This is a genomic window from Naasia sp. SYSU D00057 (assembly GCF_017916505.1).
In the GTDB taxonomy this organism is placed as follows: domain Bacteria; phylum Actinomycetota; class Actinomycetes; order Actinomycetales; family Microbacteriaceae; genus Naasia.
Window position 1 is genome coordinate 68,150 of the sequence record NZ_JAFMSZ010000004.1, and the last position, 24,090, is coordinate 92,239.

Annotated in this window: 19 protein-coding genes; 14 read left to right on the forward strand and 5 right to left on the reverse strand. The window is 72.0% G+C overall.

The window, feature by feature from the left end:
* Positions 1–46 precede the first annotated feature (46 nt).
* The 9 genes from atpE to J3P36_RS13240 all read left to right on the forward strand — a co-directional run bounded on the left by atpE (position 47) and on the right by J3P36_RS13240 (position 7,773).
* Positions 47–280, forward strand: coding sequence for an ATP synthase F0 subunit C (gene atpE / locus J3P36_RS13200; RefSeq protein ID WP_210508675.1), 234 nt, complete (start codon positions 47–49; stop codon positions 278–280).
* Between the two features lie 5 nt (positions 281–285).
* Complete coding sequence (locus tag J3P36_RS13205) at positions 286–834, forward strand: F0F1 ATP synthase subunit B (RefSeq protein ID WP_210508676.1); 549 nt, start codon at positions 286–288, stop codon at positions 832–834.
* Positions 834–1,622, forward strand: a complete 789-nt coding sequence (locus J3P36_RS13210; protein ID WP_210508677.1) for a F0F1 ATP synthase subunit delta — start codon at positions 834–836, stop codon at positions 1,620–1,622. Before J3P36_RS13205 ends, J3P36_RS13210 begins: the two co-directional genes overlap by 1 nt.
* 26 nt (positions 1,623–1,648) lie before the next feature.
* The gene (gene atpA, locus J3P36_RS13215; protein WP_210508678.1) at positions 1,649–3,286 is read left to right on the forward strand and encodes a F0F1 ATP synthase subunit alpha; all 1,638 of its coding nucleotides are present in this window, start codon (positions 1,649–1,651) and stop codon (positions 3,284–3,286) included.
* Positions 3,286–4,185 (forward strand): F0F1 ATP synthase subunit gamma, encoded by a 900-nt coding sequence (locus tag J3P36_RS13220; protein ID WP_210508679.1) that lies wholly within the window; start codon positions 3,286–3,288, stop codon positions 4,183–4,185. The genes atpA and J3P36_RS13220 overlap by 1 nt, the downstream gene beginning before the upstream one ends.
* A gap of 21 nt (positions 4,186–4,206) precedes the next feature.
* Positions 4,207–5,670, forward strand: a complete 1,464-nt coding sequence (atpD, locus tag J3P36_RS13225; protein WP_210508680.1) for a F0F1 ATP synthase subunit beta — start codon at positions 4,207–4,209, stop codon at positions 5,668–5,670.
* Positions 5,671–5,672: 2 nt separating this feature from the next.
* Positions 5,673–5,933, forward strand: coding sequence for a F0F1 ATP synthase subunit epsilon (locus tag J3P36_RS13230; RefSeq protein WP_210508681.1), 261 nt, complete (start codon positions 5,673–5,675; stop codon positions 5,931–5,933).
* A gap of 108 nt (positions 5,934–6,041) precedes the next feature.
* The gene (locus J3P36_RS13235) at positions 6,042–6,809 is read left to right on the forward strand and encodes a YaaA family protein (RefSeq protein WP_210508682.1); all 768 of its coding nucleotides are present in this window, start codon (positions 6,042–6,044) and stop codon (positions 6,807–6,809) included.
* 10 nt (positions 6,810–6,819) lie between these two features.
* Positions 6,820–7,773, forward strand: coding sequence for an aldo/keto reductase (locus J3P36_RS13240; RefSeq protein WP_210508683.1), 954 nt, complete (start codon positions 6,820–6,822; stop codon positions 7,771–7,773).
* Between the two features lies 1 nt (position 7,774).
* On the opposite strand, the gene J3P36_RS13245 is transcribed toward J3P36_RS13240, so the two are convergent.
* The 5 genes from J3P36_RS13245 to J3P36_RS13265 all read right to left on the reverse strand — a co-directional run bounded on the left by J3P36_RS13245 (position 7,775) and on the right by J3P36_RS13265 (position 12,498).
* On the reverse strand, positions 7,775–8,362 hold the full coding sequence (locus J3P36_RS13245) for a DNA-3-methyladenine glycosylase I (RefSeq protein WP_210508684.1): 588 nt from the start codon (positions 8,360–8,362) through the stop codon (positions 7,775–7,777).
* A gap of 115 nt (positions 8,363–8,477) precedes the next feature.
* Positions 8,478–9,029 carry a TspO/MBR family protein gene (locus J3P36_RS13250; protein ID WP_210508685.1) on the reverse strand — a complete coding sequence of 184 codons (552 nt, stop codon included), beginning with the start codon at positions 9,027–9,029 and terminating at the stop codon, positions 8,478–8,480.
* Positions 9,030–9,126: 97 nt separating this feature from the next.
* Positions 9,127–10,479, reverse strand: coding sequence for an FAD-binding oxidoreductase (locus tag J3P36_RS13255; RefSeq protein ID WP_307807095.1), 1,353 nt, complete (start codon positions 10,477–10,479; stop codon positions 9,127–9,129).
* Positions 10,480–10,582: 103 nt separating this feature from the next.
* A complete protein-coding gene (locus J3P36_RS13260; protein ID WP_210508686.1) occupies positions 10,583–12,019 on the reverse strand; it encodes an aspartate aminotransferase family protein in 1,437 nt (478 codons plus the stop codon).
* Complete coding sequence (locus tag J3P36_RS13265; protein ID WP_374100726.1) at positions 12,016–12,498, reverse strand: Lrp/AsnC family transcriptional regulator; 483 nt, start codon at positions 12,496–12,498, stop codon at positions 12,016–12,018. Before J3P36_RS13265 ends, J3P36_RS13260 begins: the two co-directional genes overlap by 4 nt.
* A gap of 154 nt (positions 12,499–12,652) precedes the next feature.
* Between J3P36_RS13265 and J3P36_RS13270 the strand changes: the two genes are divergently transcribed.
* The 5 genes from J3P36_RS13270 to J3P36_RS13290 all read left to right on the forward strand — a co-directional run bounded on the left by J3P36_RS13270 (position 12,653) and on the right by J3P36_RS13290 (position 24,063).
* Positions 12,653–14,023, forward strand: coding sequence for an NAD-dependent succinate-semialdehyde dehydrogenase (locus J3P36_RS13270; RefSeq protein ID WP_210508687.1), 1,371 nt, complete (start codon positions 12,653–12,655; stop codon positions 14,021–14,023).
* Positions 14,024–14,112: 89 nt separating this feature from the next.
* Positions 14,113–15,420: an FHA domain-containing protein gene (locus tag J3P36_RS16835; protein ID WP_307807096.1), complete on the forward strand. Its 1,308-nt coding sequence runs from the start codon at positions 14,113–14,115 to the stop codon at positions 15,418–15,420.
* A 64-nt stretch (positions 15,421–15,484) separates the two neighbouring features.
* Positions 15,485–16,324 (forward strand): PP2C family serine/threonine-protein phosphatase, encoded by an 840-nt coding sequence (locus tag J3P36_RS13280; protein WP_210508688.1) that lies wholly within the window; start codon positions 15,485–15,487, stop codon positions 16,322–16,324.
* A 323-nt stretch (positions 16,325–16,647) separates the two neighbouring features.
* Positions 16,648–18,069 carry a serine/threonine-protein kinase gene (locus J3P36_RS13285; RefSeq protein ID WP_210508689.1) on the forward strand — a complete coding sequence of 474 codons (1,422 nt, stop codon included), beginning with the start codon at positions 16,648–16,650 and terminating at the stop codon, positions 18,067–18,069.
* Positions 18,070–24,063 carry an Ig-like domain-containing protein gene (locus J3P36_RS13290; protein ID WP_307807097.1) on the forward strand — a complete coding sequence of 1,998 codons (5,994 nt, stop codon included), beginning with the start codon at positions 18,070–18,072 and terminating at the stop codon, positions 24,061–24,063.
* The last annotated feature ends 27 nt before the right edge of the window (positions 24,064–24,090 follow it).

Sequence of the window (24,090 nt, forward strand, 5' to 3'; positions counted from 1 at the left end):
TGGCCCGGGCGCACGGTCCGGGCCACAACGAAAGGAAAAACCCAACGTGGACACTTCCGTTGTCGCCGAGCTCACCGGCAACATCGCGACCGTCGGCTATGGCCTCGCCGCCATCGGCCCCGCCATCGGCGTGGGCATCGTGGTCGGCAAGACCATCGAGGGCACGGCGCGCCAGCCCGAGCTCGGCGGCCGGCTGCAGACCCTGATGTACATCGGCATCGCCTTCACCGAGGCGCTCGCCCTCATCGGCATCGCCACGTACTACATCTTCCAGGGCTAGTCCTCATGCTTCGAGCACACGCGGAAGAGGCGGCGCACAACCCGCTCATCCCCGCTCCGGCGGACCTCCTCTGGGGGTTCATCTGCTTCGTCATCATCCTGGCGCTCTTCTGGTGGAAGGTGCTCCCGGCGGTCAAGAAGCTGCTGGACGAGCGCGCCGCGAAGATCGAGGGCGGCATCGAGCGGGCCGAGCAGGCGCAGCGGGAGGCCGCTGCGGCGCTCGACAAGTACAACGCCCAGCTGGCCGAGGCGCGCGCCGAGGCCGGCCGGATCCGCGAGCAGGCTCGCGAGGACGGGCGGAAGATCATCGCCGAGATGCGCGAGCAGGCGCAGGCCGAGGCCGCGCGGGTGACCGCGCAGGCCCAGGCGCAGATCGAGGCGGAGCGCCAGGCGGCGGTCACGTCGCTGCGCGCCGAGGTCGGCACGCTCGCGATCGACCTCGCCTCGGGCGTCGTCGGTGAGAGCCTCAGCGACGACCGCAAGGCGCAGGCCCTGGTCGACCGGTTCCTCGCGGAGCTCGAGTCCGAGGGCGACAAGCAGAAGACGAGAGTCTGATGGGATCCGCCAGTCGTACCGCGCTCGAGGCCGCGAAGACGGTCCTCGCGACGCTCCCGATCCGCAGCGAGCGGGTCGGCGACGAGGTGCTCGCGGCTTCGCGCAGCATCCAGGGGTCGGCGCAGCTGCGCTCGCTCCTCGCCGACCCGGGCATCTCGCCCGAGGACAAGGGACGTCTCGTCGGACGCGTCTTCGCGCGCCTCGACGCGTCGGCCGTGTCGCTCCTCGCCGCGATGTCGGCGGAGCGCTGGTCGACGCCCGACGAGTTCGTGGCGGGCGTCGAGGAGATCGGCGTCCGCGCCCTCGTCGTCGCGGCCCCGGCCGGCACGAGCATCGACCGCGAGATCTTCGCGTTCCAGACGGCTCTTCGGTCGGACTCGCAGCTCGAGCTGGCCGTCAGCAGCAAGCTCGGCAGCCCGGACGCGAAGGCGGCGCTCGTCGAGCGCCTCCTCGTCGGGGCGTCGGCTCCGACCCGCATCCTCGTCGCCCACCTGGTGCGCCAGCCCCGCGGCCGTCGCATCGGCGAGGCCCTCCGGAACGCGGCGGCCATCGCCGCGGACCAGGCCGGACTCGGCATCGCGACGGTGCGCACGGCGACCCCGTTGACCACGGCCCAGCTGACGCGCCTGGAGGCGACGCTGAGCGCTCGCTACGGGCGAAAGCTCAGCATCAACCAGGTGATCGATGGGACCCTTATCGGTGGGGTGCGCATCTCGATCGGCGACGACGTGATCGACGGCAGCGTCGCCACTCGACTCTCCGATCTCAGACTTCAACTCGTCGGCTAGACCGGCGCTTTCGAAAGAGGAAAACAATGGCAGACCTGACGATCAGTCCGGACGAGATCCGCAGTGCCCTGAAGGACTTCGTCTCGTCGTACGAGGCGAACGGCGCCCAGACCACCGAGGTCGGCTACGTGCTCGATGCCGGCGACGGCATCGCCCACGTCGAGGGCCTGCCCGGCGTCATGGCGAACGAGCTCCTCCGCTTCGCGGACGGAACCCTCGGCCTCGCTCAGAACCTGGACGAGACCGAGATCGGCGTCATCGTCCTCGGCGACTTCCAGGGCATCGAGGAGGGCATGGAGGTCCACCGCACCGGCGAGGTCCTCTCCGTGCCGGTCGGCGACGGCTACCTCGGCCGCGTGGTCAACCCGCTCGGTGAGCCCCTCGACGGTCTCGGCGAGATCGCGACCGACGGCCGCCGCGCCCTCGAGCTTCAGGCCCCGGGCGTGATGGCCCGCAAGAGCGTGCACGAGCCCATGCAGACCGGCATCAAGGCGATCGACGCGATGATCCCGATCGGCCGCGGCCAGCGTCAGCTCATCATCGGCGACCGCCAGACCGGCAAGACCGCGATCGCGATCGACACGATCATCAACCAGCGCGCGAACTGGGAGTCGGGCGACCCGACGAAGCAGGTGCGCTGCATCTACGTCGCCATCGGCCAGAAGGGCTCCACCATCGCGGGTGTCCGCGGCGCCCTCGAGGAGGCCGGCGCGATGCAGTACACGACCATCGTGGCCGCCCCCGCGTCCGACGCCGCCGGCTTCAAGTACCTCGCCCCGTACACCGGCTCGGCCATCGGCCAGCACTGGATGTACGCCGGCAAGCACGTCCTGATCATCTTCGACGACCTGTCGAAGCAGGCCGAGGCCTACCGCGCCGTGTCGCTGCTCCTGCGCCGCCCGCCGGGACGCGAGGCGTACCCCGGTGACGTGTTCTACCTGCACTCCCGCCTGCTGGAGCGCTGCGCCAAGCTCTCGGACGAGCTGGGCGCCGGCTCGATGACCGGCCTGCCGATCATCGAGACGAAGGCGAACGACGTCTCCGCGTACATCCCGACCAACGTGATCTCGATCACCGACGGCCAGATCTTCCTGCAGTCGGACCTCTTCAACTCGAACCAGCGCCCCGCGGTCGACGTCGGCATCTCGGTGTCCCGCGTCGGCGGTGACGCCCAGGTGAAGAGCATCAAGAAGGTCTCCGGCACGCTGAAGCTCGAGCTCGCCCAGTACCGTTCGCTCGAGGCCTTCGCGATGTTCGCGTCCGACCTCGACGCGGCCAGCCGCCGTCAGCTCGCCCGTGGCGCCCGCCTCACCGAGCTGCTCAAGCAGCCGCAGTACTCGCCGTACCCGGTGGAGGAGCAGGTCGTCTCGATCTGGGCCGGCACCAACGGCAAGTTCGACGAGGTCGCCGTGCAGGACGTGCTCCGCTTCGAGCGCGAGCTGCTCGACTACCTGGGCCGCAACACCCAGGTGCTGAACCGCCTCCGCGAGACGAACGTCCTCGACGACCAGACCGTCGCCGAGCTCGAGAGCGCCGTCGACCGGTTCAAGCTCGAGTTCCAGACCGGCGAGGGCAAGCCGCTCGCGTCGGCTGGGCACGAGGAGTTCGCGGCCATCCCGGCCGAGGACGTGAACCAGGAGAAGATCGTGCGGAGCCGTCGCTAGTGGGAGCTCAGCTCCGCGTCTACCGGCAGAAGATCCGCTCGGCCCAGACGACGAAGAAGATCACCCGCGCGATGGAGCTCATCTCCGCCTCGCGGATCCAGAAGGCGCAGCAGCGGGTCGCGGCGTCGACGCCGTACGCCCGCGCGGTGACCCAGGCCGTCTCCGCCGTGGCCGCCTACTCGAACGTCGAGCACCCGCTCACGACCGAGAAGGCCAAGGTCGAGCGCGCGGCCGTCGTGATCTTCGCCTCCGACCGCGGTCTCGCCGGCGCCTTCAGCGCCAGCGCGATCAAGGAGGCCGAGGAGCTCACGACCCTGCTGCGCGGCCAGGGCAAGCAGGTCGTGCACTACCTCGTCGGGCGCAAGGCCGTCGGCTACTTCTCGTTCCGCAAGCGCGACTACGCCCGCAGCTGGACCGGCAGCACCGACCAGCCCGTCTTCGCGACCGCGAAGGAGATCGGCGACGAGCTCGTCTCCGCCTTCGAGCGGGAGGCGGCCGAGGGCGGCGTCGACGAGATCCACATCGTCTACAACCGCTTCGTGAGCATGGTCACGCAGACCCCCGAGGTCGTGCGCCTGCTGCCCCTCGAGGTCGTCGAGGGCGTCGAGCCGCCCGGTGAGCACGAGGTGCTGCCGCTGTACGAGTTCGAGCCCGACCCCGACGCCGTGCTCGACGCGCTCCTCCCGGTGTACATCGAGAGCCGCATCTACAACGCCATGCTGCAGTCCGCCGCGTCCGAGCACGCGGCCCGGCAGAAGGCGATGAAGTCGGCCAGCGACAACGCCGACACCCTCATCCGCGACTACACCCGGCTGGCGAACAACGCGCGCCAGTCCGAGATCACCCAGCAGATCTCCGAGATCGTGGGCGGCGCCGACGCCCTCGCCTTGGCGAAGTAGCACCCAGAAGGAAGCAAAGCCATGACCATCACCGCTCCCGAGCGGGCCGGGGCTGCCGCCGCCGGTCCCGCCGTCGGCCGCGTCGCCCGCGTCACGGGCCCCGTCGTCGACATCGAGTTCCCGAACGACGCGATCCCCGAGATCTACAACGCCCTCAAGACGACGATCACCATCGGCGAGAACAGCCAGGAGATCACGCTCGAGGTCGCGCAGCACCTCGGCGACGACCTCGTCCGCGCCATCGCCCTCAAGCCGACCGACGGCCTCGTCCGCGGCCAGGAGGTGCGCGACACCGGCGGCCCCATCACGGTCCCCGTCGGCGACGTCACCAAGGGCAAGGTCTTCAACGTCACGGGCGACGTCCTCAACCTCCCCGATGGCGAGGCCATCGAGGTCAACGAGCGCTGGTCCATCCACCGCGCCGCCCCCGCCTTCGACCAGCTGGAGAGCAAGACGCAGCTGTTCGAGACCGGCATCAAGGTCATCGACCTCCTCACCCCGTACGTGCAGGGCGGCAAGATCGGCCTGTTCGGCGGTGCGGGCGTCGGCAAGACCGTCCTCATCCAGGAGATGATCCAGCGCGTCGCGCAGGACCACGGTGGTGTGTCGGTGTTCGCCGGTGTCGGCGAGCGCACGCGTGAGGGCAACGACCTCATCCACGAGATGGACGAGGCCGGCGTCTTCGACAAGACCGCCCTCGTGTTCGGCCAGATGGACGAGCCGCCGGGAACCCGTCTCCGCGTCGCGCTGTCCGCGCTGACGATGGCGGAGTACTTCCGCGACGTCCAGAAGCAGGACGTGCTGCTGTTCATCGACAACATCTTCCGCTTCACGCAGGCGGGCTCCGAGGTGTCGACGCTGCTCGGCCGCATGCCGTCCGCGGTGGGCTACCAGCCGAACCTCGCCGATGAGATGGGCGTCCTCCAGGAGCGCATCACCTCGACGCGCGGCCACTCGATCACCTCGCTGCAGGCGATCTACGTCCCGGCCGACGACTACACCGACCCGGCCCCGGCCACCACGTTCGCGCACCTCGACGCGACGACGGAGCTCTCGCGCGAGATCGCGTCGCGCGGCCTCTACCCGGCCGTGGACCCGCTGGCCTCGACGAGCCGCATCATGGACCCCCGCTACCTGGGCGAGGACCACTACCGCGTCGCGACGAGCGTCAAGGCGATCCTGCAGAAGAACAAGGAGCTGCAGGAGATCATCGCGATCCTCGGTGTCGACGAGCTGTCCGAGGAGGACAAGGTCACCGTCGCGCGCGCCCGCCGCATCCAGCAGTTCCTCTCGCAGAACACCTACATGGCGAAGAAGTTCACCGGTGTCGAGGGCTCCACGGTGCCGCTCAAGGAGACGATCGAGTCGTTCGACGCGATCGTCCGCGGCGACTTCGACCACGTGGCCGAGCAGGCGTTCTTCAACGTCGGCCCGATCACCGACGTCGAGGAGAAGTGGGCCAAGATCCAGAAGGAGAACGGCTGACCATGGCACTCACCGTCAACGTCGTCTCGGCGGACCAGCAGGTCTGGTCCGGCGAGGCCACCACGGTGATCGCCCGGACGACCGAGGGCGAGATCGGCATCCTGCCGGGCCACGAGCCGCTGCTCGCGATCCTCGCCGGCGGTGAGGTGCGCATCACCCAGACGGGTGGGCGCCGCTTCACCGCCAACGCGGAGGAGGGCTTCATCTCCGTCCAGAACGACACGGTGACCGTCGTCGCTCGCGCCGCAGAGCTCGTGAGCTGACTCCAGTCCCGCAGGAAGGGCCCGGACCGCGAAGGTCCGGGCCCTTCCGCGTTCCCCGGGGCGTGCCGCCCGTCCGGCGGAGTGGACCGGGCCGCCTAGGCTGTTGCGGTGCTTCTGCTCCTTCCTCCGTCCGAGACCAAGCGGGACGGGGGCGACGGCGCAGCCCTCGACCTCGCATCCCTGGCCTTCCCGCGGCTGAGCCCGCGTCGCCGCGAGCTGATCCGGGCCGTGCGCACGCTGGCGAAGGACGCGGACGCCATGGCGGCGGCCCTCAAGCTCGGGCCCAAGCAGCGTGGCGAGGTCGAGCGCAACCGCACGCTCACGGCGTCGCCCACGCTCCCGGCGCTCGACCGCTTCACCGGCGTCCTCTACGACACCCTCGACGCGCCCAGCCTGCCGCCCGCGGCGCGCGAGCGGGCGGGGGAGTCGGTCGTCGTCGCGTCTGCTCTGTTCGGCCTCGTCGGCGGCCTGGACCGCATCCCGGCCTACCGGCTCTCGGCCGACTCGCGCCTGCCGGGAGTCGCGCTGCGGGCGCACTGGTCCGACCGCGTCGGCAGGGAGCTGGCGGCGGTCCCGGGACTCGTCCTCGACCTGCGCTCCGAGAGCTACGCGGCGCTCGGACCCGCGCCGCGGCGCCCCGGCTCCGTCTACCTCCGCGTGCTGGGGGAGGGGCCGGGCGGCGCCGTCCGGGCCCTCAACCACTTCAACAAGCGCGCCAAGGGTGAGCTGACGCGGGCGCTCCTCACCGCCCCGGAGCTGCCCGCGTCCGTCGAGGACCTGCTCGACTGGGCGCCGTCCGCCGGGTTCCGGCTCGCCCCGGGCGCACCCGGCGAGCTCGCCCTCACCGTCGGGGAGCCCGCCGCGGCCCCGCGCTAGGTTGGGGGTCATGGAGTACCGCAACCTCGGCCGGTCCGGCCTCCGAGTCTCCGCCGTCGGCCTGGGCTGCAACAACCTCGGCAGGCCGGGCACCGCGAGCGAGAGCGCCGAGGGTGCGGCCGCGCTCGTCGGCGCCGCGCTGGACTCGGGTGTCACCCTGTTCGACACCGCCGACATCTACGGCGCCCGCTTCGGCCTCAGCGAGGAGCTGCTCGGCTCGGCCCTGCAGGGCCGGCGCGACGAGGCGATCATCGCCACGAAGTTCGGCCACACCGGCGTCGCGGGCGACCGCCCCTCCTGGCAGGACAAGGGCTCCCGCCGCTACATCCGGCTGGCCGTCGAGGACTCGCTGCGACGCCTCCGGACGGACCACATCGACCTCTACCAGCTGCACACCCCCGACCCGCACACGCCCATCGAGGAGACGCTCGCCGCCCTCGACGAGCTCGTGCGCGAGGGGAAGGTGCGCTACCTCGGCTCGTCGAACCTCGCCGCCTGGCAGGTCGTCGAGGCGGAGTTCCTCGCCCGGGAGGCGGGCGGCTCCCGCTTCGTGTCAGCGCAGAACGAGTACAGCCTGCTGGCGCGGGACGCGGAGAAGGAGCTCCTCCCGGTCGCCCGCCGCTACGGCATCGGCTTCCTGCCCTACTTCCCCCTCTACAACGGCATCTTCACGGGCAAGTACACGAGCGCGGGCGGACCGAAGGACAGCCGGATCATGCGCCAGAAGCGCGGGCTGCTCGAGACAGTGCCGTGGGACGCGGTCGACCGCTTCGCGGAGTTCGCGAGCGCCCGCGGCCTGACCATGCTCGAGGCGACGATCGGCTGGCTGCTCGCGGTGCGCGGGCTCACGAGCGTGATCGCGGGTGCCACGACAGCGGAACAGGTGCGCCAGAACGCGGCGGCCGCGGACGTCTGGCGGCCGACCCCCGACGAGATGGCCGAGGTCGCCGGCATCTTCCGCTGAATCAGGTCGAGGCCGCGCGCCAGCAGCCGGCGACGTGGTCGTCGACGAGGCCGGCCGACTGCATCAGGGCGTAGAGCGTCGTCGGGCCCACGAAGCGGAACCCGCGTCGGCGCAGCTCCTTGCTGAGGGCGGTCGACTCCGGCGTCACCGCGGGCAGGTCGGCGAGGGACTCGGGCCGTGTCTCCCTGGGCGGCGGCGCGTAGCTCCAGATGAGCCGGTCGAGCGCGCCGTCGCCCTCCTCGGCCACGAGCGCCTGCAGCGTCCGCGCGTTGCCGAGGGTCGCCTCGATCTTCGCCCGGTTGCGGATGATGCGGCTGTCCTGCAGCAGCGCCTCCGCCTCGGCGTCGCCCCAGTCGGCGAGCACCGCGGGATCGAAGCCGGCGAACGCCTCTCGGAAGCCGGGCCGCCGGCGGAGGATCGTGATCCAGGACAGGCCCGCCTGGAAGCCCTCGAGGCAGAGCTTCTCGAACAGGGGCCGGTCGCCGTGCAGCGGCGTGCCCCACTCCTCGTCGTGGTAGCGGACGTACTCGGGGTCGCTGGTCGCCCAGCCGCAGCGGGGACGCCCGTCGGCGCCGATCGTCGTGGTCATCTCGGCCAGCGTAGGGGCAGGAAGGATCATGCCGGGACGCTAGGACGAGCGGGGCCGCGGCCCGACTGCCGGGCCGCTTCCGGGGAGTCGCGGGGTCGGGTCCGCCTGGGGAGGGTCAGGCGTTGAGGCCCGCGATCCCCCAGTTGAGCGTCGTGGCGTAGAGGATCCAGGCCAGGTACGGGACCATCAGCAGCGCCGCGGCGCGGCTCGTCGGCCAGAACACGAGGATCGTGCCGATCACGCAGATGTCGAGCAGCAGGATGACGGCGAGGGCGATCCAGAGGGCGGGGCCGCCGATCACCGTGTAGCCGGCGAAGAAGATCGGCGTCCAGACCGAGTTGAGGAACAGCTGCGCCACGTAGAGGGTCAGCGCGGGCGTCACGTAGTCGAAGAAGCGCCGGAGCCACACCAGCCAGGCGGCGACCGCCATCGCCGCGTAGAGCACCGTCCACACCGGCCCGAACAGCCAGTTCGGCGGCGTCCAGGGCACCTTCTCGGCGGCGGCGTACCAGCCGTCGACGGCCGAGATGGTGGTCAGGCTGCCGAACGCGGCCACCGCGGCGGAGAGGGCGAGGAACAGGACGAGCGCGACGATGGACCGCCTGTCGAGCCGACGGCGCGGCGGCGCGACGAGGCCCGGGGTGGGCGCAGTCGTGCTGTAGGACATCGGGGCTCCGCTCGCTCTCGCGGAAGATCATAGGCGGCACGGCTGACTTTCCGATGGCCGTTGCGCCCGGGGCCCGAGGCCGTTACAGCGGCCGGGATCAGCCTCCGACCAGGGGAGCCATCAGCCGCGCCGCGATCGACGAGCGCCGGGTCAGCCGCTCCTCCACGTCGGCGGCGCCCATCGCGAGGAGGCCCGCGTTCGCCCCGGCGAAGCGGAGGGGCTCGGGCTCCCAGCGCGGCGAGACGTGACCCACCCAGGGGAGTGCCGAGAGCTCGGTGCGATCGCCGGTGATGAGCTCGGCGAGGGTGCGCCCCGCGAGGTTCGTGGTGGAGAGGCCGTCGCCGACGTATCCGCCCGCTGAGGCGATGCCGGTGCGCGGGTCGTGCCAGACCGAGGCGTGCCAGTCCCGGGGCACCGCGAGCGGTCCGCCCCAGCGGTGTGTGACCGCGACGTCCGCGGTGACCGGGAAGAGGTCGGCGAGCGTGCGGCGCAGGTGCTCGAACACCCGGGGCACCCGGTCGTACTCGTCGCGGATCCGGCTGCCCCAGTGGTAGCGGGCGCCGCGGCCGCCGAAGGCGAACCGGTTGTCGGCGGTGCGCTGCCCGTAGACGAGCAGGTGCCGGTAGTCGGTGAACGTCTGCCCGTGCGAGAGTCCGATCGCGTCCCACACCTCGTCGGGCAGCGGTTCCGTCGCGATCATCAGCGAGTAGAGCGGCAGCAGGCGGCGCCGGTAGGGCGCGAGCGTCGGCGTGTAGCCCTCGAGCGCGAGCACGACGGTGTCGGCCCGCACCGTGCCCCCCGGGGTGACCACCTGGGAGGGGAGCACCTGCAGCGCGGGGGTGCGCTCGAACAGCCGGACACCCCGGGCGACGAGGGATGCGGCCAGGCCGCGGACGAGCCGGGCCGGCTGGATGCGCGCGCAGTTCGGGTCGAACACGGCTCCGTCCGCCCCCGCGGCGCCGACGGCCTCGGGGCCGAGCAGCTCGAGCGGGTCGACGCCGAAGCGGCGCACCTCGGCGACCTCGGCCTCGGCCGACTCCCGCTGGGCGGGGGAGCGGATGTAGGCGAGCGTCCCGCCCTTCCGGTACGAGCAGTCGATGCCGAGCTGGGCGGCCACGCGGCCCACCTCGTCGACCGTGTCGATCATGGCCCGGCGCATCGCGAGCGCCGCGGTGCGGCCGTGAAGGCGCTCGAGGGACGCGGTGCTCCGCGGGAAGAGCGCGGAGCACCATCCGCCGTTGCGGCCGGACGCGCCGAAGCCGGCGATCTCCTTCTCGACGATCGCGATCCGCAGGTCGGGCCGCGCGGTCAGGAGGTAGTGCGCCGTCCAGAGCCCGGTGAGTCCGCCGCCCACGATGCAGACGTCGGCGGCGAGGTCGCCCTCCAGAGCGGGGCGGGGGACGAGGGGATCCTCGCCCGACGCCGCGAGGGAGTCCATCCAGAAGCTCACCCCGCCATAGTCCTTGCGGGGCACTGCGTCCCTCACAGCACAGGGTCCCTTCCGGGCACAGCGGCCCTCCCGGGCACAGCAGCGTCCCTTCCGGGCGCCCGCCTCACAGGTGCGTCCACGCCTCGCTGAGCACGCCGCGGAGGATCTGCTCGATTTGGTCGAACTCGGGCTCGCCGATCGTGAGCGGCGGGGCCAGCTGGATGACCGGGTCGCCCCGGTCGTCGGCCCGGCAGTAGAGGCCGGCGTCGAACAGCGCCTTGGACAGGAAGCCGCGCAGCAGGCGCTCGGACTCGGCGTCGTCGAAGGTCTCCTTCGTCGCCTTGTCCTTCACGAGCTCGATGCCGAAGAAGTAGCCGTCCCCGCGCACGTCGCCGACGATCGGCAGATCCTTCAGCTTCTCGAGGGAGGCGCGGAACAGCGGGCTCTTCTCGCGCACGCGCTCGTTGAGGCCCTCCTCCTCGAAGATGCGGAGGTTCTCGAGCGCGACCGCGGCGGACACCGGGTGACCGCCGAACGTGTAGCCGTGGTAGAACGACGTCGACCCGTGGCGGAACGGCTCGTAGATCCGGTCGCTGACGATGGTGGCGCCGATCGGAGAGTAGCCGCTCGTCATCGCCTTCGCGCAGGTGATCATGTCGGGCACGTAGCCGTAGGTGTCGCAGGCGAACCAGTTGCCGATCCGGCCGAACGCGCAGATCACCTCGTCGGAGACGAGCAGCACGTCGTACTTGTCGCAGATCTCCCGGACCCGCTGGAAGTAGCCCGTGGGCGGCGGGAAGCAGCCGCCGGAGTTCTGCACCGGCTCGAGGAACACCGCGGCGACCGTCTCCGGCCCCTCGAAGAGGATCATCTCCTCGATGCGGTTCGCGGCCCACAGCCCGAACTCGGCCTCGCGCTCGGGCCCCTCCGGCGTGTTCGACACGAAGCCCATCTCGGCGGACCGGTAGTAGTTCGTGTTCGGCACGCGGAAGCCGCCGGGGGTGACCGGCTCGAACATCTCCTTCATGGCCGGGATGCCGGTGATGGCGAGGGCGCCCTGCGGCGTGCCGTGGTAGGCGACGGCACGCGAGATGACCTTGTGCTTGGTGGGCCGGCCCTGCAGCTTCCAGTAGTACTTGGCGAGCTTGAACGCGGTCTCGACCGCCTCGCCGCCGCCGGTGGAGAAGAAGACGCGGTTGAGGTCGCCGGGCGCCATGTCGGCGAGCCGGTCGGCGAGCTCGATCGCGGACGGGTGCGCGTAGGACCAGATGGGGAAGAAGGCGAGCTGCTCGGCCTGGCGCGCGGCCGTCTCGGCGAGGCGGCGGCGGCCGTGGCCGGCGTTCACGACGAACAGGCCGGAGAGGCCGTCGAGGTAGCTCCTGCCCTTCGAGTCCCAGATGGTGTGGCCCTCGCCGCGCACGATGACGGGGACGCCGTGCTCCTCGAGCACCGACTGGCGCGAGAAGTGCATCCACAGGTGGTCGCGGGCCTTGCCCTGGAGGTCCTGCTCGCCGGAGTTCGCCCCGGCTTCGGCGGGCACTGCCTGTTCGGTGATGGTCATCGTGTTCCCCAGTCGTAGAGCTGCTTGTGCAGCCGGAGGTAGACGAACGTCTCGGTCGAGGAGACGCCCTCCAGTGTTCGGATCTCGGAATTGAGCAGGTCGATCAGCTCGTCGTCGTTCTCGCAGACCACCTCGGCGAGGATGTCGAAGTTGCCCGCGGTGAGCACCACGTAGTCGACGGAGGGCATCGCGGCGAGCTTGTCGGCGATCACCCGGGTGTCGCCCGACACGCGGACGCCGATCATCGCCTGGCGGTAGAAGCCCAGCTGCATCGGATCGGTCACGGCGACGATCTGCATCACGCCGGAGTCGGTCAGCTTCTGCACGCGCTGGCGGACGGCCGCCTCGCTGAGCCCGACCGCCTTGCCGATCTCCGCGTACGAGCGCCGGCCGTCGAGCTGCAGCTGCTCGATGATGGCCTTCGACACGGAGTCGAGCTGGAGGGGCTTGGCCGGGGCGCCCCGGCGCTGGTCGATCACCCCTCGATTCTGTCAGCGGGAAGGAGCGCAGGCAAGCGGATCAGTCGCCCAGGGGCGGTTCGGCGACGGAATCCGTGGGGAATTCCCGTTCCGCTCGTGCGCGACGCGGGCCGGTTGGCCTATTCTTCCAAGCGGACGACGAAGGGGACGAGCAATGAGCTACTACGCGGTGGTCGACGCGGCGACGGGCGAGACCGTCAAGGAGTACGACACCATCACCGACGAGGCGCTTTCCGAGGCGATCGCCTCGGCCCACGCCACACACGAGGAATGGTCGCGCACGACGGATCGCCGCGAGCGCGCCGAGATCATCCGCCGGGTGGCCGACCTGCACGTCGAGCGGCGTGACGAGCTCGCCGCGATCATCGTCCGCGAGATGGGGAAGCCGCTCGACCAAGCTCTCGCCGAGGTCGACTTCGCCGCCGACATCTACCGGTACTACGCCGACAACGGCCCGGCCTTCCTCGAGGACGAGGTCATCGAGCTCCGCGACGGCGGCGGCGAGGCGCTCGTGCGCCGCTCGTCGCTCGGCGTGATCCTCGGCATCATGCCCTGGAACTTCCCCTACTACCAGGTCGCCCGGTTCGCCGGCCCGAACCTCATCATCGGCAACACGGTCCTGCTGAAGCACGCCCCGCAGTGCCCCGAGTCCGCCGCCGCGATCGAGCGGATCTACCACGACGCGGGAGCGCCGAAGGGCGCATACATCAACATCTACGCCACCAATGAGCAGTGCGCGACCGTGATCGCGGACCCCCGCGTGCAGGGCGTGTCCCTGACCGGATCCGAGCGCGCGGGCTCGGCCGTGGCGGAGGTCGCGGGCCGGCACCTGAAGAAGGTCGTGCTCGAGCTCGGCGGATCGGACCCGTTCATCCTGCTGTCGACCGACGACCTCGACTCCGCCGTCGAGGCCGCGGTGAACGCGCGGCTCGACAACAACGGGCAGTCCTGCAACGCCGCGAAGCGCTTCATCGTGAAGGACGACCTCTACGAGGCCTTCGCGGAGAAGTTCGTCGCCGCGCTCGCCGCCGTGCAGCCCGCCGACCCGAACGCGGAGGGCACCGTCCTCGGCCCCCTCTCCTCGGCTGCCGCCGCCGAGCGACTCGAGGAGCAGCTCTCCCGCGCCGAGGCGCAGGGGGCGAAGGTGCTGCTGAAGGGCGAGCGCCGCGGGACCTACTTCCCGCCGGCCGTGCTCGCCGATGTCAAGCCCGAGATGGACGCCTACCGCGAGGAGTTCTTCGGACCGGTCGGGCAGCTCTACCGGGTCGCCGACGAGGACGAGGCGGTCCGGATCGCGAACGACACGCCGTTCGGTCTCGGGTCCTACGTCTTCACGACCGACCGCGAGCAGGCACTGCGCCTCGCCGACCGGATCGACGCCGGCATGGTGTGGATCAACGTCGTGCTGGGCGACGCCGCGGAGCTGCCGTTCGGCGGCGTCAAGCGCTCCGGCTCGGGCCGCGAGCTCGGCCGCTTCGGTGCCGACGAGTTCGTCAACAAGAAGCTGATTCGCATCGGCGCCTGATAAGCGCGGCTTCGGGGACTACACTCGCGTCAAGCACGTCATGAGCTACATCGGCCAGTGACCGGAGGCCAGGGGGAGGTCGCCCAGTCGTGACCTCCGGCCACGCCTTCTACTCGCCCCTCGCCGCCGGCGTCGGCGGGACGCTGAACTGGACGTTCTTCGCGGCAGGACACGTGCTCGCGGGCTTCGAGCCCTCCGCCTCCCCGGAGGTGGTCATGGCGCTGTGGCGCACCGCAACCGCGCCGGACGCCTCCATCGAGTCGGTGGTCGCCGCCGTGCCCACGCGCGGCCCGTCCGCGGTCGGATCCTTCGCGGTCGTCGTCACCGGCGTCCGCACCACGATCGTGCTGCGCGGCCGGGGGAGCGTCGACGTGCAGACGGTCGCGGGCCAGCGCCGCATCGACTCGCGCAACATGCAGCCCTGGTACCTCGCCGAGTTCGACGGGGTGCAGGCGCTCGCGCTCGGCTCCGTCGAGCGGCCCGTCGGGGTCGAGACGGGGCCGGCCGCCACAGACCTGCCCCTGATGAGCGGGATCATCCGCGCGCCCTGGCTCGCCTGGACGCCCGGCGAGCCCGGCGTCGTGCCGGCCCCGGTCGCTCCGCCGGAGCGGCGGCAGCGTCCGCGTCGTGCCGCCGCGACCATCGCGCCCTCGCACGCCTCGGCGCCCGTCTCCGGGTCGATCCCCGTGCAGAACCTCGCGGCAGCGCCCGGCCCGTACCGCGCGCCGATCACGACACCCATCCCGGTCATCCCCGCCGCGCCCTCCGCGCCCGCCGCCGAGGTGCCCGCGATGCCGCCGTCGCGCACCGCGCTCGGCAACACGGGCGACACGATGGACCTCGACGACACCATCCGCGGGCTCGGCACCGGCCGCTTCCGCGGCAGCGATCGCGTCGCCGAGGTCGCCCGCGCCGGCGAGGAGGCGGGTGACATCGGCGACACGATCGTCACCTCCCGCCGCCGGCACCGCGCCGACAGCCCGCCGCTCACCACGTGGTCGCCCGCCCGCATGGAGTTCGACCCGCGGTTCGCGCCGGGGCAGGAGCGCACGACGGGCTACTACTGCTTCCGCATCGGCAACGGGCAGGTGTACCGCCTGGACACGCCCGTCTACATCGGCCGCAAGCCGAGCAGCCCGCGCATCGTGACGGGCACCCTGCCGCGGCTGCTGCGCATCGCCTCCCCGTCCATGGAGGTGTCGAGCACCCACGTCGAGCTCCGGCAGGAGGGGAGCTCGGTCGTCGTCACCGACATGAGGTCGACGAACGGCACCTTCGTTTCGCAGCCGGGATCGACTCCCATAAAATTGCGCCAGGGTGAATCGATGGTGGTGACGCCGGGCACCCTTGTGGACATCGGCGACGGCAACGTCATCGAGATCCTGCCGATCCGGTAGGGGAACGGCCACCTCCGCAGTCCGGCATCCCGCCGGGCTCCTCCATTCTTCTCAGGCAGGACCCGTGACGCAGATCGGCCGCAGCAACTCGGGTCACACCGTGACGGTGCCCCGTCGCCCCGACCTCCAGGTGACCCTCAGCTGGGCCGCCGTCACCAACGTGGGTCGCAAGCGCTCCGTGAACGAGGACAGCTTCCTCGCGCAGAGCCCCGTCTTCGCGGTGGCCGACGGCATGGGCGGGCACTCCGCCGGCGACGTCGCGAGCGCGGCGGTCGTGACCCGGCTCGCCGAGGTCATCGAGACCGACTTCATCGACCCCGACGTCGTCGAGCACGCGCTCGGCACGGCCGCCCAGGACATCGCCCGCGTCTCCGGCACCCACGCGCTCGGCACCGGCACCACGGTGACCGGCGCGGCCCTCACGCTCGTCGGCACGGATCCGTACTGGGCCGTGTTCAACATCGGCGACTCGCGGGTCTACCAGCTGCGCGGCCGCCTCTTCGAGCAGGTCACGGTCGACCACTCCGTGGTGCAGGAGCTCGTCGACTCGGGGGTGATCAGCAAGGAGCAGGCGGAGAACCACCCGGACAGCAACGTCATCACGCGGGCCATCGGCTTCAACGAGATGCCGGCCCCCGACTACTGGATGATCCCGGTCACCGAGGGTCTGCGCCTGCTGCTCTGCTCCGACGGCCTCACCAAGGAGCTGACGGACGAGGACCTCCGCTCCCACCTCGTGGCCGGCCGCACGGCCCGCGACACCGCGCACGACCTGGTGGAGGCGGCGCTCGTCCGGGGCGGACGCGACAACATCACCGTCGTCATCATCGACGTGCTCGCGACCACCGGGGACTTCGACATCCACCAGACGGTCCCGCGCCGCGGCACCGGCCGCCACTCCTGAGGGGCACGTCTCACGCAGTCTCCGGTGGTCGAGGTGCGAGCGCAGCGAGCCTCGAAACCACCACCACGGGGATCGTCGGGCTGGCGGTTCCGAGACGCCGCCTGCGGCGGCTCCTCAACCACCGGGGCTTCCCCGACGGACGGGGTACAGGGCTCGAACGGGCGGTCTGCCCTCGCACTGGGGGCGGGCCGGGATCGGAACCGCCACGTGCGCGGCGCCCGATCGGGGAAAAGCCCTGTCTACAATGCCTTCCGGGCACACGTGGCGGTTCCGCCGGGCGCGGCCGACGCCGGTGCTCGTCCGCCAACGGTCTAGGGGATGACATGACGCGACGTCTGCCGTCCACCCCGCCGACCCTTCCCGGCTTCACCTACGTGCGGGCGCTCGGGTCCGGCGGCTTCGCGGACGTCTTCCTCTACGAGCAGAACATGCCGCGCCGTCAGGTGGCCGTCAAGGTGATGCTCGCCGACGTCGTCAACGACCAGGTGCGGCAGATGTTCCAGGCCGAGGCCAACCTCATGGCCCAGCTGAGCACCCATCCGTCGATCCTCACCGTGTACCAGGCGAGCGTGTCGTCCGACGGCCGGCCCTATCTGGTGATGGAGCTCTGCTCCGCGGCGCTCGGCGAGCGGTACCGGCGCGAGAAGATCCCGGTTCCCGAGGTGCTGCGGATCGCGATCAAGGTCGCGAGCGCCATCGAGACCGCCCACCGCGCCGGCGTGCTGCACCGCGACATCAAGCCGACCAACATCCTGATGACCGCGTACGGCCACCCCGTGCTGTCGGACTTCGGCATCGCCGCCACGCTCGCCGAGTCCGAGCGCACCGAGTCGGTCGGCCTCTCCATCCCCTGGTCGGCGCCCGAGGTGCTGATGGACGAGACGTCCGGCACCATCGCGAGCGAGGTGTGGTCGACGGCGGCCACGGTCTACAGCCTCCTCGCCGGCCGGTCGCCGTTCGAGGTGCCGGGCACCGACAACAAGTCGACGGAGCTCATCAATCGCATCAACCGGGCGAAGCCGGAGCCGATCGACCGCTCCGACGTGCCCGCGCGGCTCGAGCTCGTGCTGCAGCGGGCCATGTCGAAGAAGCCGGAGCAGCGGCCGGGCAGCGTCCTCGAGCTGATCCGCGAGCTGCAGGCGGTCGAGACAGAGCTGGGCCTGCCGCAGACGCCGCTCGAGGTGGCGATGGACGACTGGGCGCTCGCGACGGTCGCCGACCTGGAGGACCGGACGCGCATCCGCGGCGTCCCGGCACTCAAGCAGTCGAGCGAGCGGCGCCGGCGGCGCTCGCGGACCATGGACTCGAGCGCGTCCCGCGGCGGGGTCGGCGTCCTGGTCGAAGCGGGCAGCGGGTCGGTGGACGCGGGCTCCGGGCTGCGCGGACCCCAGCCGAAGGGCGTCCAGTGGCTCTCCTGGGTGCTCGTCGCCGTCTCGGCCCTCGTCATCGCCCTCGGCGCCACCGCCATGGTGGTGCTCATCCGCGGCTCCTCGAGCGACATCCCCCGGGTGAGCGACATCGCGGCGGAGGTCGACGACGGCACGGTGCGCTTCTCCTGGGCGGACCCGGGCCTCGACGACGGCGACAGCTACGAGATCACCACCCACGACGGGCGCACCAGCCTGCAGAAGGGCACCACGTTCCTCGCCGACGCCCCGACCGGCAGCCGCGTGTGCATCAGCGTCACCGTGAACCGCAGCGGCAAGGTGGGCGAGCCGAGCAACGAGAAGTGCGTGGGCGCCTAGGTGGTGGCGCCCTCCCCGCTGCGGCGCGCCGCAGCAGCTCTCGCGCGGCACCGCTCGAAGCTCGTCTCCCTCGTGGGCGGCGGCGCGGTGGTCGCCGTGGTCGCGACGGTCGCCGTCGTCTCGAACGGGTACACGGCGCAGCGGATGGACCTCGACGACGGGTCCGTCTGGGTCGCCAACGGCTCCAAGCAGGTGATCGGCCGCGCCAACACCCAGGTGCTGCAGCTCGACACGGTCGTCGCGAGCACCACCAGCACGGTCGAGGTGCACCAGCGCGGCCAGGACGTCTATCTCTACGACCGCGGGAACTCGACCCTCGACGTCGTCGACCCCGCCACCTCCAGCGTGCAGGAGTCGGTGCCGGTGCCCCCGGACGACACGGTGCTGCACACGACCGGCACCGAGGTGGCCGACGGCCGTGCGGTCCTGCACTCGACCGCCACCGGCCGCATCTGGATCGTGCCGCTTCCGGCGCTCGGCTCGTTCGACTCGTCGATCCCGCCCGACCTCAGCCTCGGCGCCGGCTCCGTCTCGTCGATGGAGTCGGACGGCACCCTCTTCGTCCACTCCCCGGAGGCGGGGGAGGTGTACCGCGTCGACGCGGGGAGGAGCGACGTCGTCGCCCGCACCTCCGCCGTCGACGCCGGCACGACCGACGACGAGTTCTCGATCACCTCCGTCGGCGGCCGCTGGGCGGTGCTCGACGCGACGACGCGCACCCTCACCCTCGACGGCGCGACCGTCGACCTGACGGACCTCATCGCGGCGGGCGCCTCGCCCGTGCTCCAGCAGGCGGTGACCGCGGAGGCCGCCGGCCGGGACGGCGGCGACCGGCTCTACGTCGCGCACGCGGGCGGGCTCGTCCGGGTGCCGCTCGGCGGCGGCGAGCCCGAGGAGGTGGCGGGGCTCACCGCCGAGGGCCGCTCCGGCACCCCCGCCGCCCCCGTGGTGCGCGCCGGCTGCGCGTACGCGGCCTGGTCGAGCGGCGACGTGTGGCGCGACTGCGCTGCGGGCAGCGGCGGTACCGGCATCGACGGCGAGGACCCCGAGCTCGAGTCCATCGACGGGATGCCGTCGTCCGCCCAGCTCGCGTTCCGCACCAGCGGCAGCCGGGTCGTCCTCAACGACTCCCTCGGCGGCGGCACGTGGGCGGTGCAGGACGGCAACGCCGCGATCGACAACTGGGACGAGCTGCTCGCCCGCAACGAGGACAGCGACGCGGCGCCCGAGAACGACGAGGACACCCCGCCCGAGTACGAGACGCTGCAGGCGCCGCCGATCGCCCAGGACGACGACCTGGGCGCACGGCCCGGCCGCGCCACCGTGCTGCCGGTCCTCCTGAACGACTACGACCCGAACGGCGACGTCCTCGTGATCGACGAGCTGACGACCCTCGCGGCCGACGTGGGGAGCCTCGAGCTCGTGAGCGGCGGGCAGCAGGTGCTGCTCACCCTGCCCGACACCGCGACCGGCGCGGTCTCGTTCGGGTACACCATCTCCGACGGCCGCGGCGGGACCGCGAGCGCGACGGTGACCGTGGACGTCCGCTCGCCGGACGAGAACTCGCCTCCGCAGCAGCTGCGCACGACCAAGGCGACCGTCGCCGCCGGCGGCCGCGTGGCGGTCGACACCCTCGGCGACTGGGTCGACCCGGACGGCGACGCCTTCTACCTGACGAGCGCGTCGGTGGGCGCGCCGGACACGAGCACCTGGAAGCCGGGCGGCGAGATCGTGTTCATCGACTCGGGCCAGGGCGGCGACCGGAAGGATGTGGCGCTCGCAGTCTCCGACGGCCGCGCCGACGGCGCGGGGACCCTCGCCGTGACGGTCCGCCCGGCGGGCGAGGTGCCGATCGTCGCCGAGCCCTTCGCGGTGCGCGCCTACGTCGGCGAGGAGCTGACCGTCGCGCCGCTTGCGCACGTGCGCGGCGGCAGCGGCATGCTCCGCCTCACGAACGTCCCGCCGAAGTCGGGGGTGACCGTGCAGGCCGACTACGAGGGCGGCACCTTCCGCCTCGTCGCCGAGGAGGCGGGCACCCGGTACCTCGACTACACCGTGAGCGACGGCGCCGGCACGGCGACCGGCACGGTGCGCGTCGACGTCGAGACGCCGCCCGACGCCAACAGCACGCCCATCACGGTGCCGCACACCGCCTTCGTCCGGCAGGGCGGCAGCCAGAACCTCGACGTGCTCGCGACCGACATCGATCCCGCCGGCGGCGTCCTCCTCGTGACCGGCGTCGGCGAGGTGCCGGTCGACTCCGGCGTCCGCGTCGAGATCCTCGAGCAGCGCCTTCTGCGGATCACGCTCACCGCGCCCCTCGACGGGCCCGTCGACTTCACCTACACGGTGAGCAACGGCCTCGCCGACGCCCAGGGCACCGTCGCGGTCGTCGAGATCCCCGAGCCGGCCCGCAGCCAGCCGCCGCTCGCGCGCGCCGACCAGGTCTCGGTGCGGGTCGGGGACGCCATCGACATCCCCGTCCTCGCGAACGACGAGCACCCGGACGGCGAGCAGCTGACGCTCGACCCCGAGCTCGTGACGCCGCTGCCGGGCGGCTCGGGCCTGCTGTTCCCGGCACAGAGCCGGCTGCGCTACCTCGCGCCGGACACCACGGGCAACTTCACCGCCGTCTACCGGGTGAACGGCCCCGACGGCCAGTGGGCGACCGCCGAGGTCAGCATCTCCGTGCGCGAGGCGGATCCGGCGTCGAACAATCCGCCCGTGCCGCGCACCGTCGAGGCGCGCGTGCTCGCCGGCGAGAGCGTGCGCATCCCCGTCCCGCTGACCGGCATCGATCCGGACGGCGACTCCGTGCAGCTCCTCGGCCAGGAGTCGAACCCCGAGAAGGGCGCCGTCACCGAGGTGGGCAGCGACTGGATCGAGTTCGAGGCGGGCGACTACTCGGCGGGCACCGACACGTTCACCTACCGCGTCGTCGACGGGCTCGGCGCGCAGGCGACCGGCACCGTCCGCGTCGGCATCAGCCCGCGCCTGGAGGGCGCCCGCAACCCGGTGGCCGTCGAGGACGAGGTGACGGTGCGGCCGGGCCGGACGATCGCGGTGCAGGTCCTCGCGAACGACTCCGACCCCGACGGCGAGACGCTCTCCATCACCGACGTCGAGGCGACGACCGGCGGCGGGACCGCCCGGGTCGACGGCAGTGTCCTGCGTGTCGTCGCGCCCGAGCGGGCCGGCCGCTACGGCTTCGTCTACTCGATCGAGAACGAGCGGGGCGGCACGAGCTCGAACTTCCTGACCGTGATCGTCGACCCCGACGCGCCGCTCGCCCGTCCGATCGCCGAGGACACCGTGCTCGGCCTGAGCGACATCCTCGGGCGCGAGAGCGTCGACGTGAACGTGCTCTCCGGCGTCTTCTTCGCCGAGGGCGACCCCCAGGACCTCGACGTCAGCGTCCTCCCCGGCTACGGCGGCACCGCCCGCGTCGTCGACGACAAGCGCATCCGGGTGGAGCTCGGCGCGAGCAGCCAGATCATCCCGTTCAGCGTGCGGCACCCGGATGACCCGGCCGTCTCCGCCATCGCGTTCATCCGCGTACCCGGCTTCGACGACGCCCTGCCGCAGCTGCGCAAGGGCGCGCCGCGGCTGACGGTGAGAAGCGGCGAGGCGATCACGATCGAGCTGCGGGACTACGTCGTCGCGGTCGGCGACGGCGCCGTCCGGCTCACCGACTCGAGCACCGTGCGGGCCACCCACTCCGACGGCGCGGATGCGGTGGTCGACGCGAACACCCTGCGCTTCCGAAGCGCGGAGGGCTACTTCGGCCCCGCCTCCATCGCCTTCCAGGTGACCGACGGCGAGTCGGCCGACGACCCGGACGGCCGCATCGCGACACTGGTGCTGCCCATCTCGGTGACGCCGCGCGAGAACCAGCCGCCGGTGTTCGACGGGGGAGTGCTCGAGTTCGAACCGGGCGCCGAGCGCACCGTCCAGCTGCCCCGCCTCACCACCTACCCCTACGCGGACGACCTCGCGGGGCTCGACTACTCGGTGCTCGGCAGCGTTCCGTCCGGCTACTCCGTCTCCCTCGACGGGCAGGCGCTCACCATCCGCGCGGCGGAGTCGGTGCGCACCGGCGCTGCATCCTCCCTCCGCATCGGCGTGCGGGACGGCACCACCGACGGCGAGTCCGGCCGCCTCGAGCTGCGGGTGGTCGCGTCCACGCGGCCGCTCGCGAGCCCCGCCGCCGACACCGCGGTCGCCCCGCGCGGCCGCACCACGAGCGTCGACGTGCTCGCGAACGACCAGGCGGCGAACCCGTTCCCGGCGACCCCGCTCCAGGTCGTCGCCGTGCGGGGCCTCGACTCCGCCTCCCTCCCGGCGGGCGTCCGCATCACGCCGAGCGCCGACAAGTCGCGGCTGTCGATCGACGTCGCGAACGACGCCCTGCCCGAGGACGTCACCCTGCAGTACCAGGTGCTCGACGCCACGGGCGACGAGGACCGGGCAGCGTGGGGCACGGTCACGGTGTCGGTGCAGGACAAGCCGCAGCCGGTGACGAACGTCCGGGCCACCGCGTTCGGCGACCGCGCCGTCACCATCGCCTTCGATCCGGGCGCCTTCAACAACGCGGAGATCACCGGCTTCCGGGTGGCGACGACGAGCGCGGCCGGGGACCCGATCGCGACGACCGACTGCGCCTCGACGACGTGCACGGTGCGCACGCCCGGCAACGGCCCCGCGAACTCGGTCCGCATCGCGGTCATCGCGGTGAACGCGATCGGCGAGTCGGCGCCGACGTCGCTCGGCGAGCCCGTCTGGTCCGACATCGTCCCCGCCGCCCCGGCGTCGCTCGAGACCCGCGCGCTCGACCACGGCCTCCGCGTGTTCTGGCGCAAGCCGAACGAGACGGGCGGCAGCCCGATCAATTACTACGTGGTGAGCGTCGCGGGCCGCACGGACACCCTCTCGGTTCCCGCGGACGACCCCGTGGGCACCGAGTACTCCCTCGACGTCACCAGCGGCTCCATCGCGAACGGGGCCCCCGTCGCCGTCTCGGTGTCCGCCCGGAACGAGGCGTACGGCCGCCTCACCAACTGGAACTCGGTGAGCGGGTCCGGCACGCCGGCGGGCGCGCCCGTCGTCACCGGCACCCCGTCCGCGGGCGTCGGCGACGCCGGGTCCGGCGGCCGCGGCACCGTGACGCTCGACTGGGCGGGCGTCTTCGACGGCAACGGCTCCGGGGTCGGCCAGTACTACGCCGCGATGTACCAGGGCACGCCGCCCGGCTGCTCCGCCAGCGACGACGGCGGCCGCGGCACCGACCTCTCGGTGCCGCCCGCCACCAATGAGTTCCGGCACATGGGGTCGGCCACCTCGACGGTGTTCGAGGTGCCCGCGAACACGTCCTACAGCTTCATGGTCTTCGCCTACAACGGTCAGGGCTGCACGGCGAGCGGCGAGGTGCGGGCCGTCACCCGCAAGGCGCCGGGAACGCCCACCTCGGTCGGCGTCGGCGGCCCGGCGGACAGCGGCGACGGCCGGTACGACTACCGCCTCGACTCGGTCGCGTACGCGAGCGGCGGCGGGAGCCCCGAGGTGTCCTACGTCTACCGTCTCGCGGGCGGCTCGGCGACGTGGACCACCCGCCTCGGCGGCACGCTGGTGGCCGACGGCAGCCTGTACGGGCAGGCGGTGCAGATTCAGGTGCAGGTCTGCGAGGCCTACCCGGAGAAGACGCTCTGCTCCGACTGGTCGGCGCCGTCGCAGACCTTCACGCCCGCCGACACCCGGCCGACCGGCCTCCGCTACGCCCCCGGAAACGGCGTGGGGGCGTGGTCGTGGACGGGTGCGCCCTCCGGTTCGGGCTACTCTGCCGTGCAGTACTCGTGCGACGGGGGGAACGTCTGGTCGCCGAGCATGCCGCAGAGCGGCAGCTGCGCCGCGGGAGCGGACTCGACCTTCCAGGTGCGGGTGATCACGGGATCCGGCACGTACTCGAGCCCGGTCTACCGCTCCGCGGACTTCGACTGAGCCCGCTGCGCGGACCTCGACCCACAC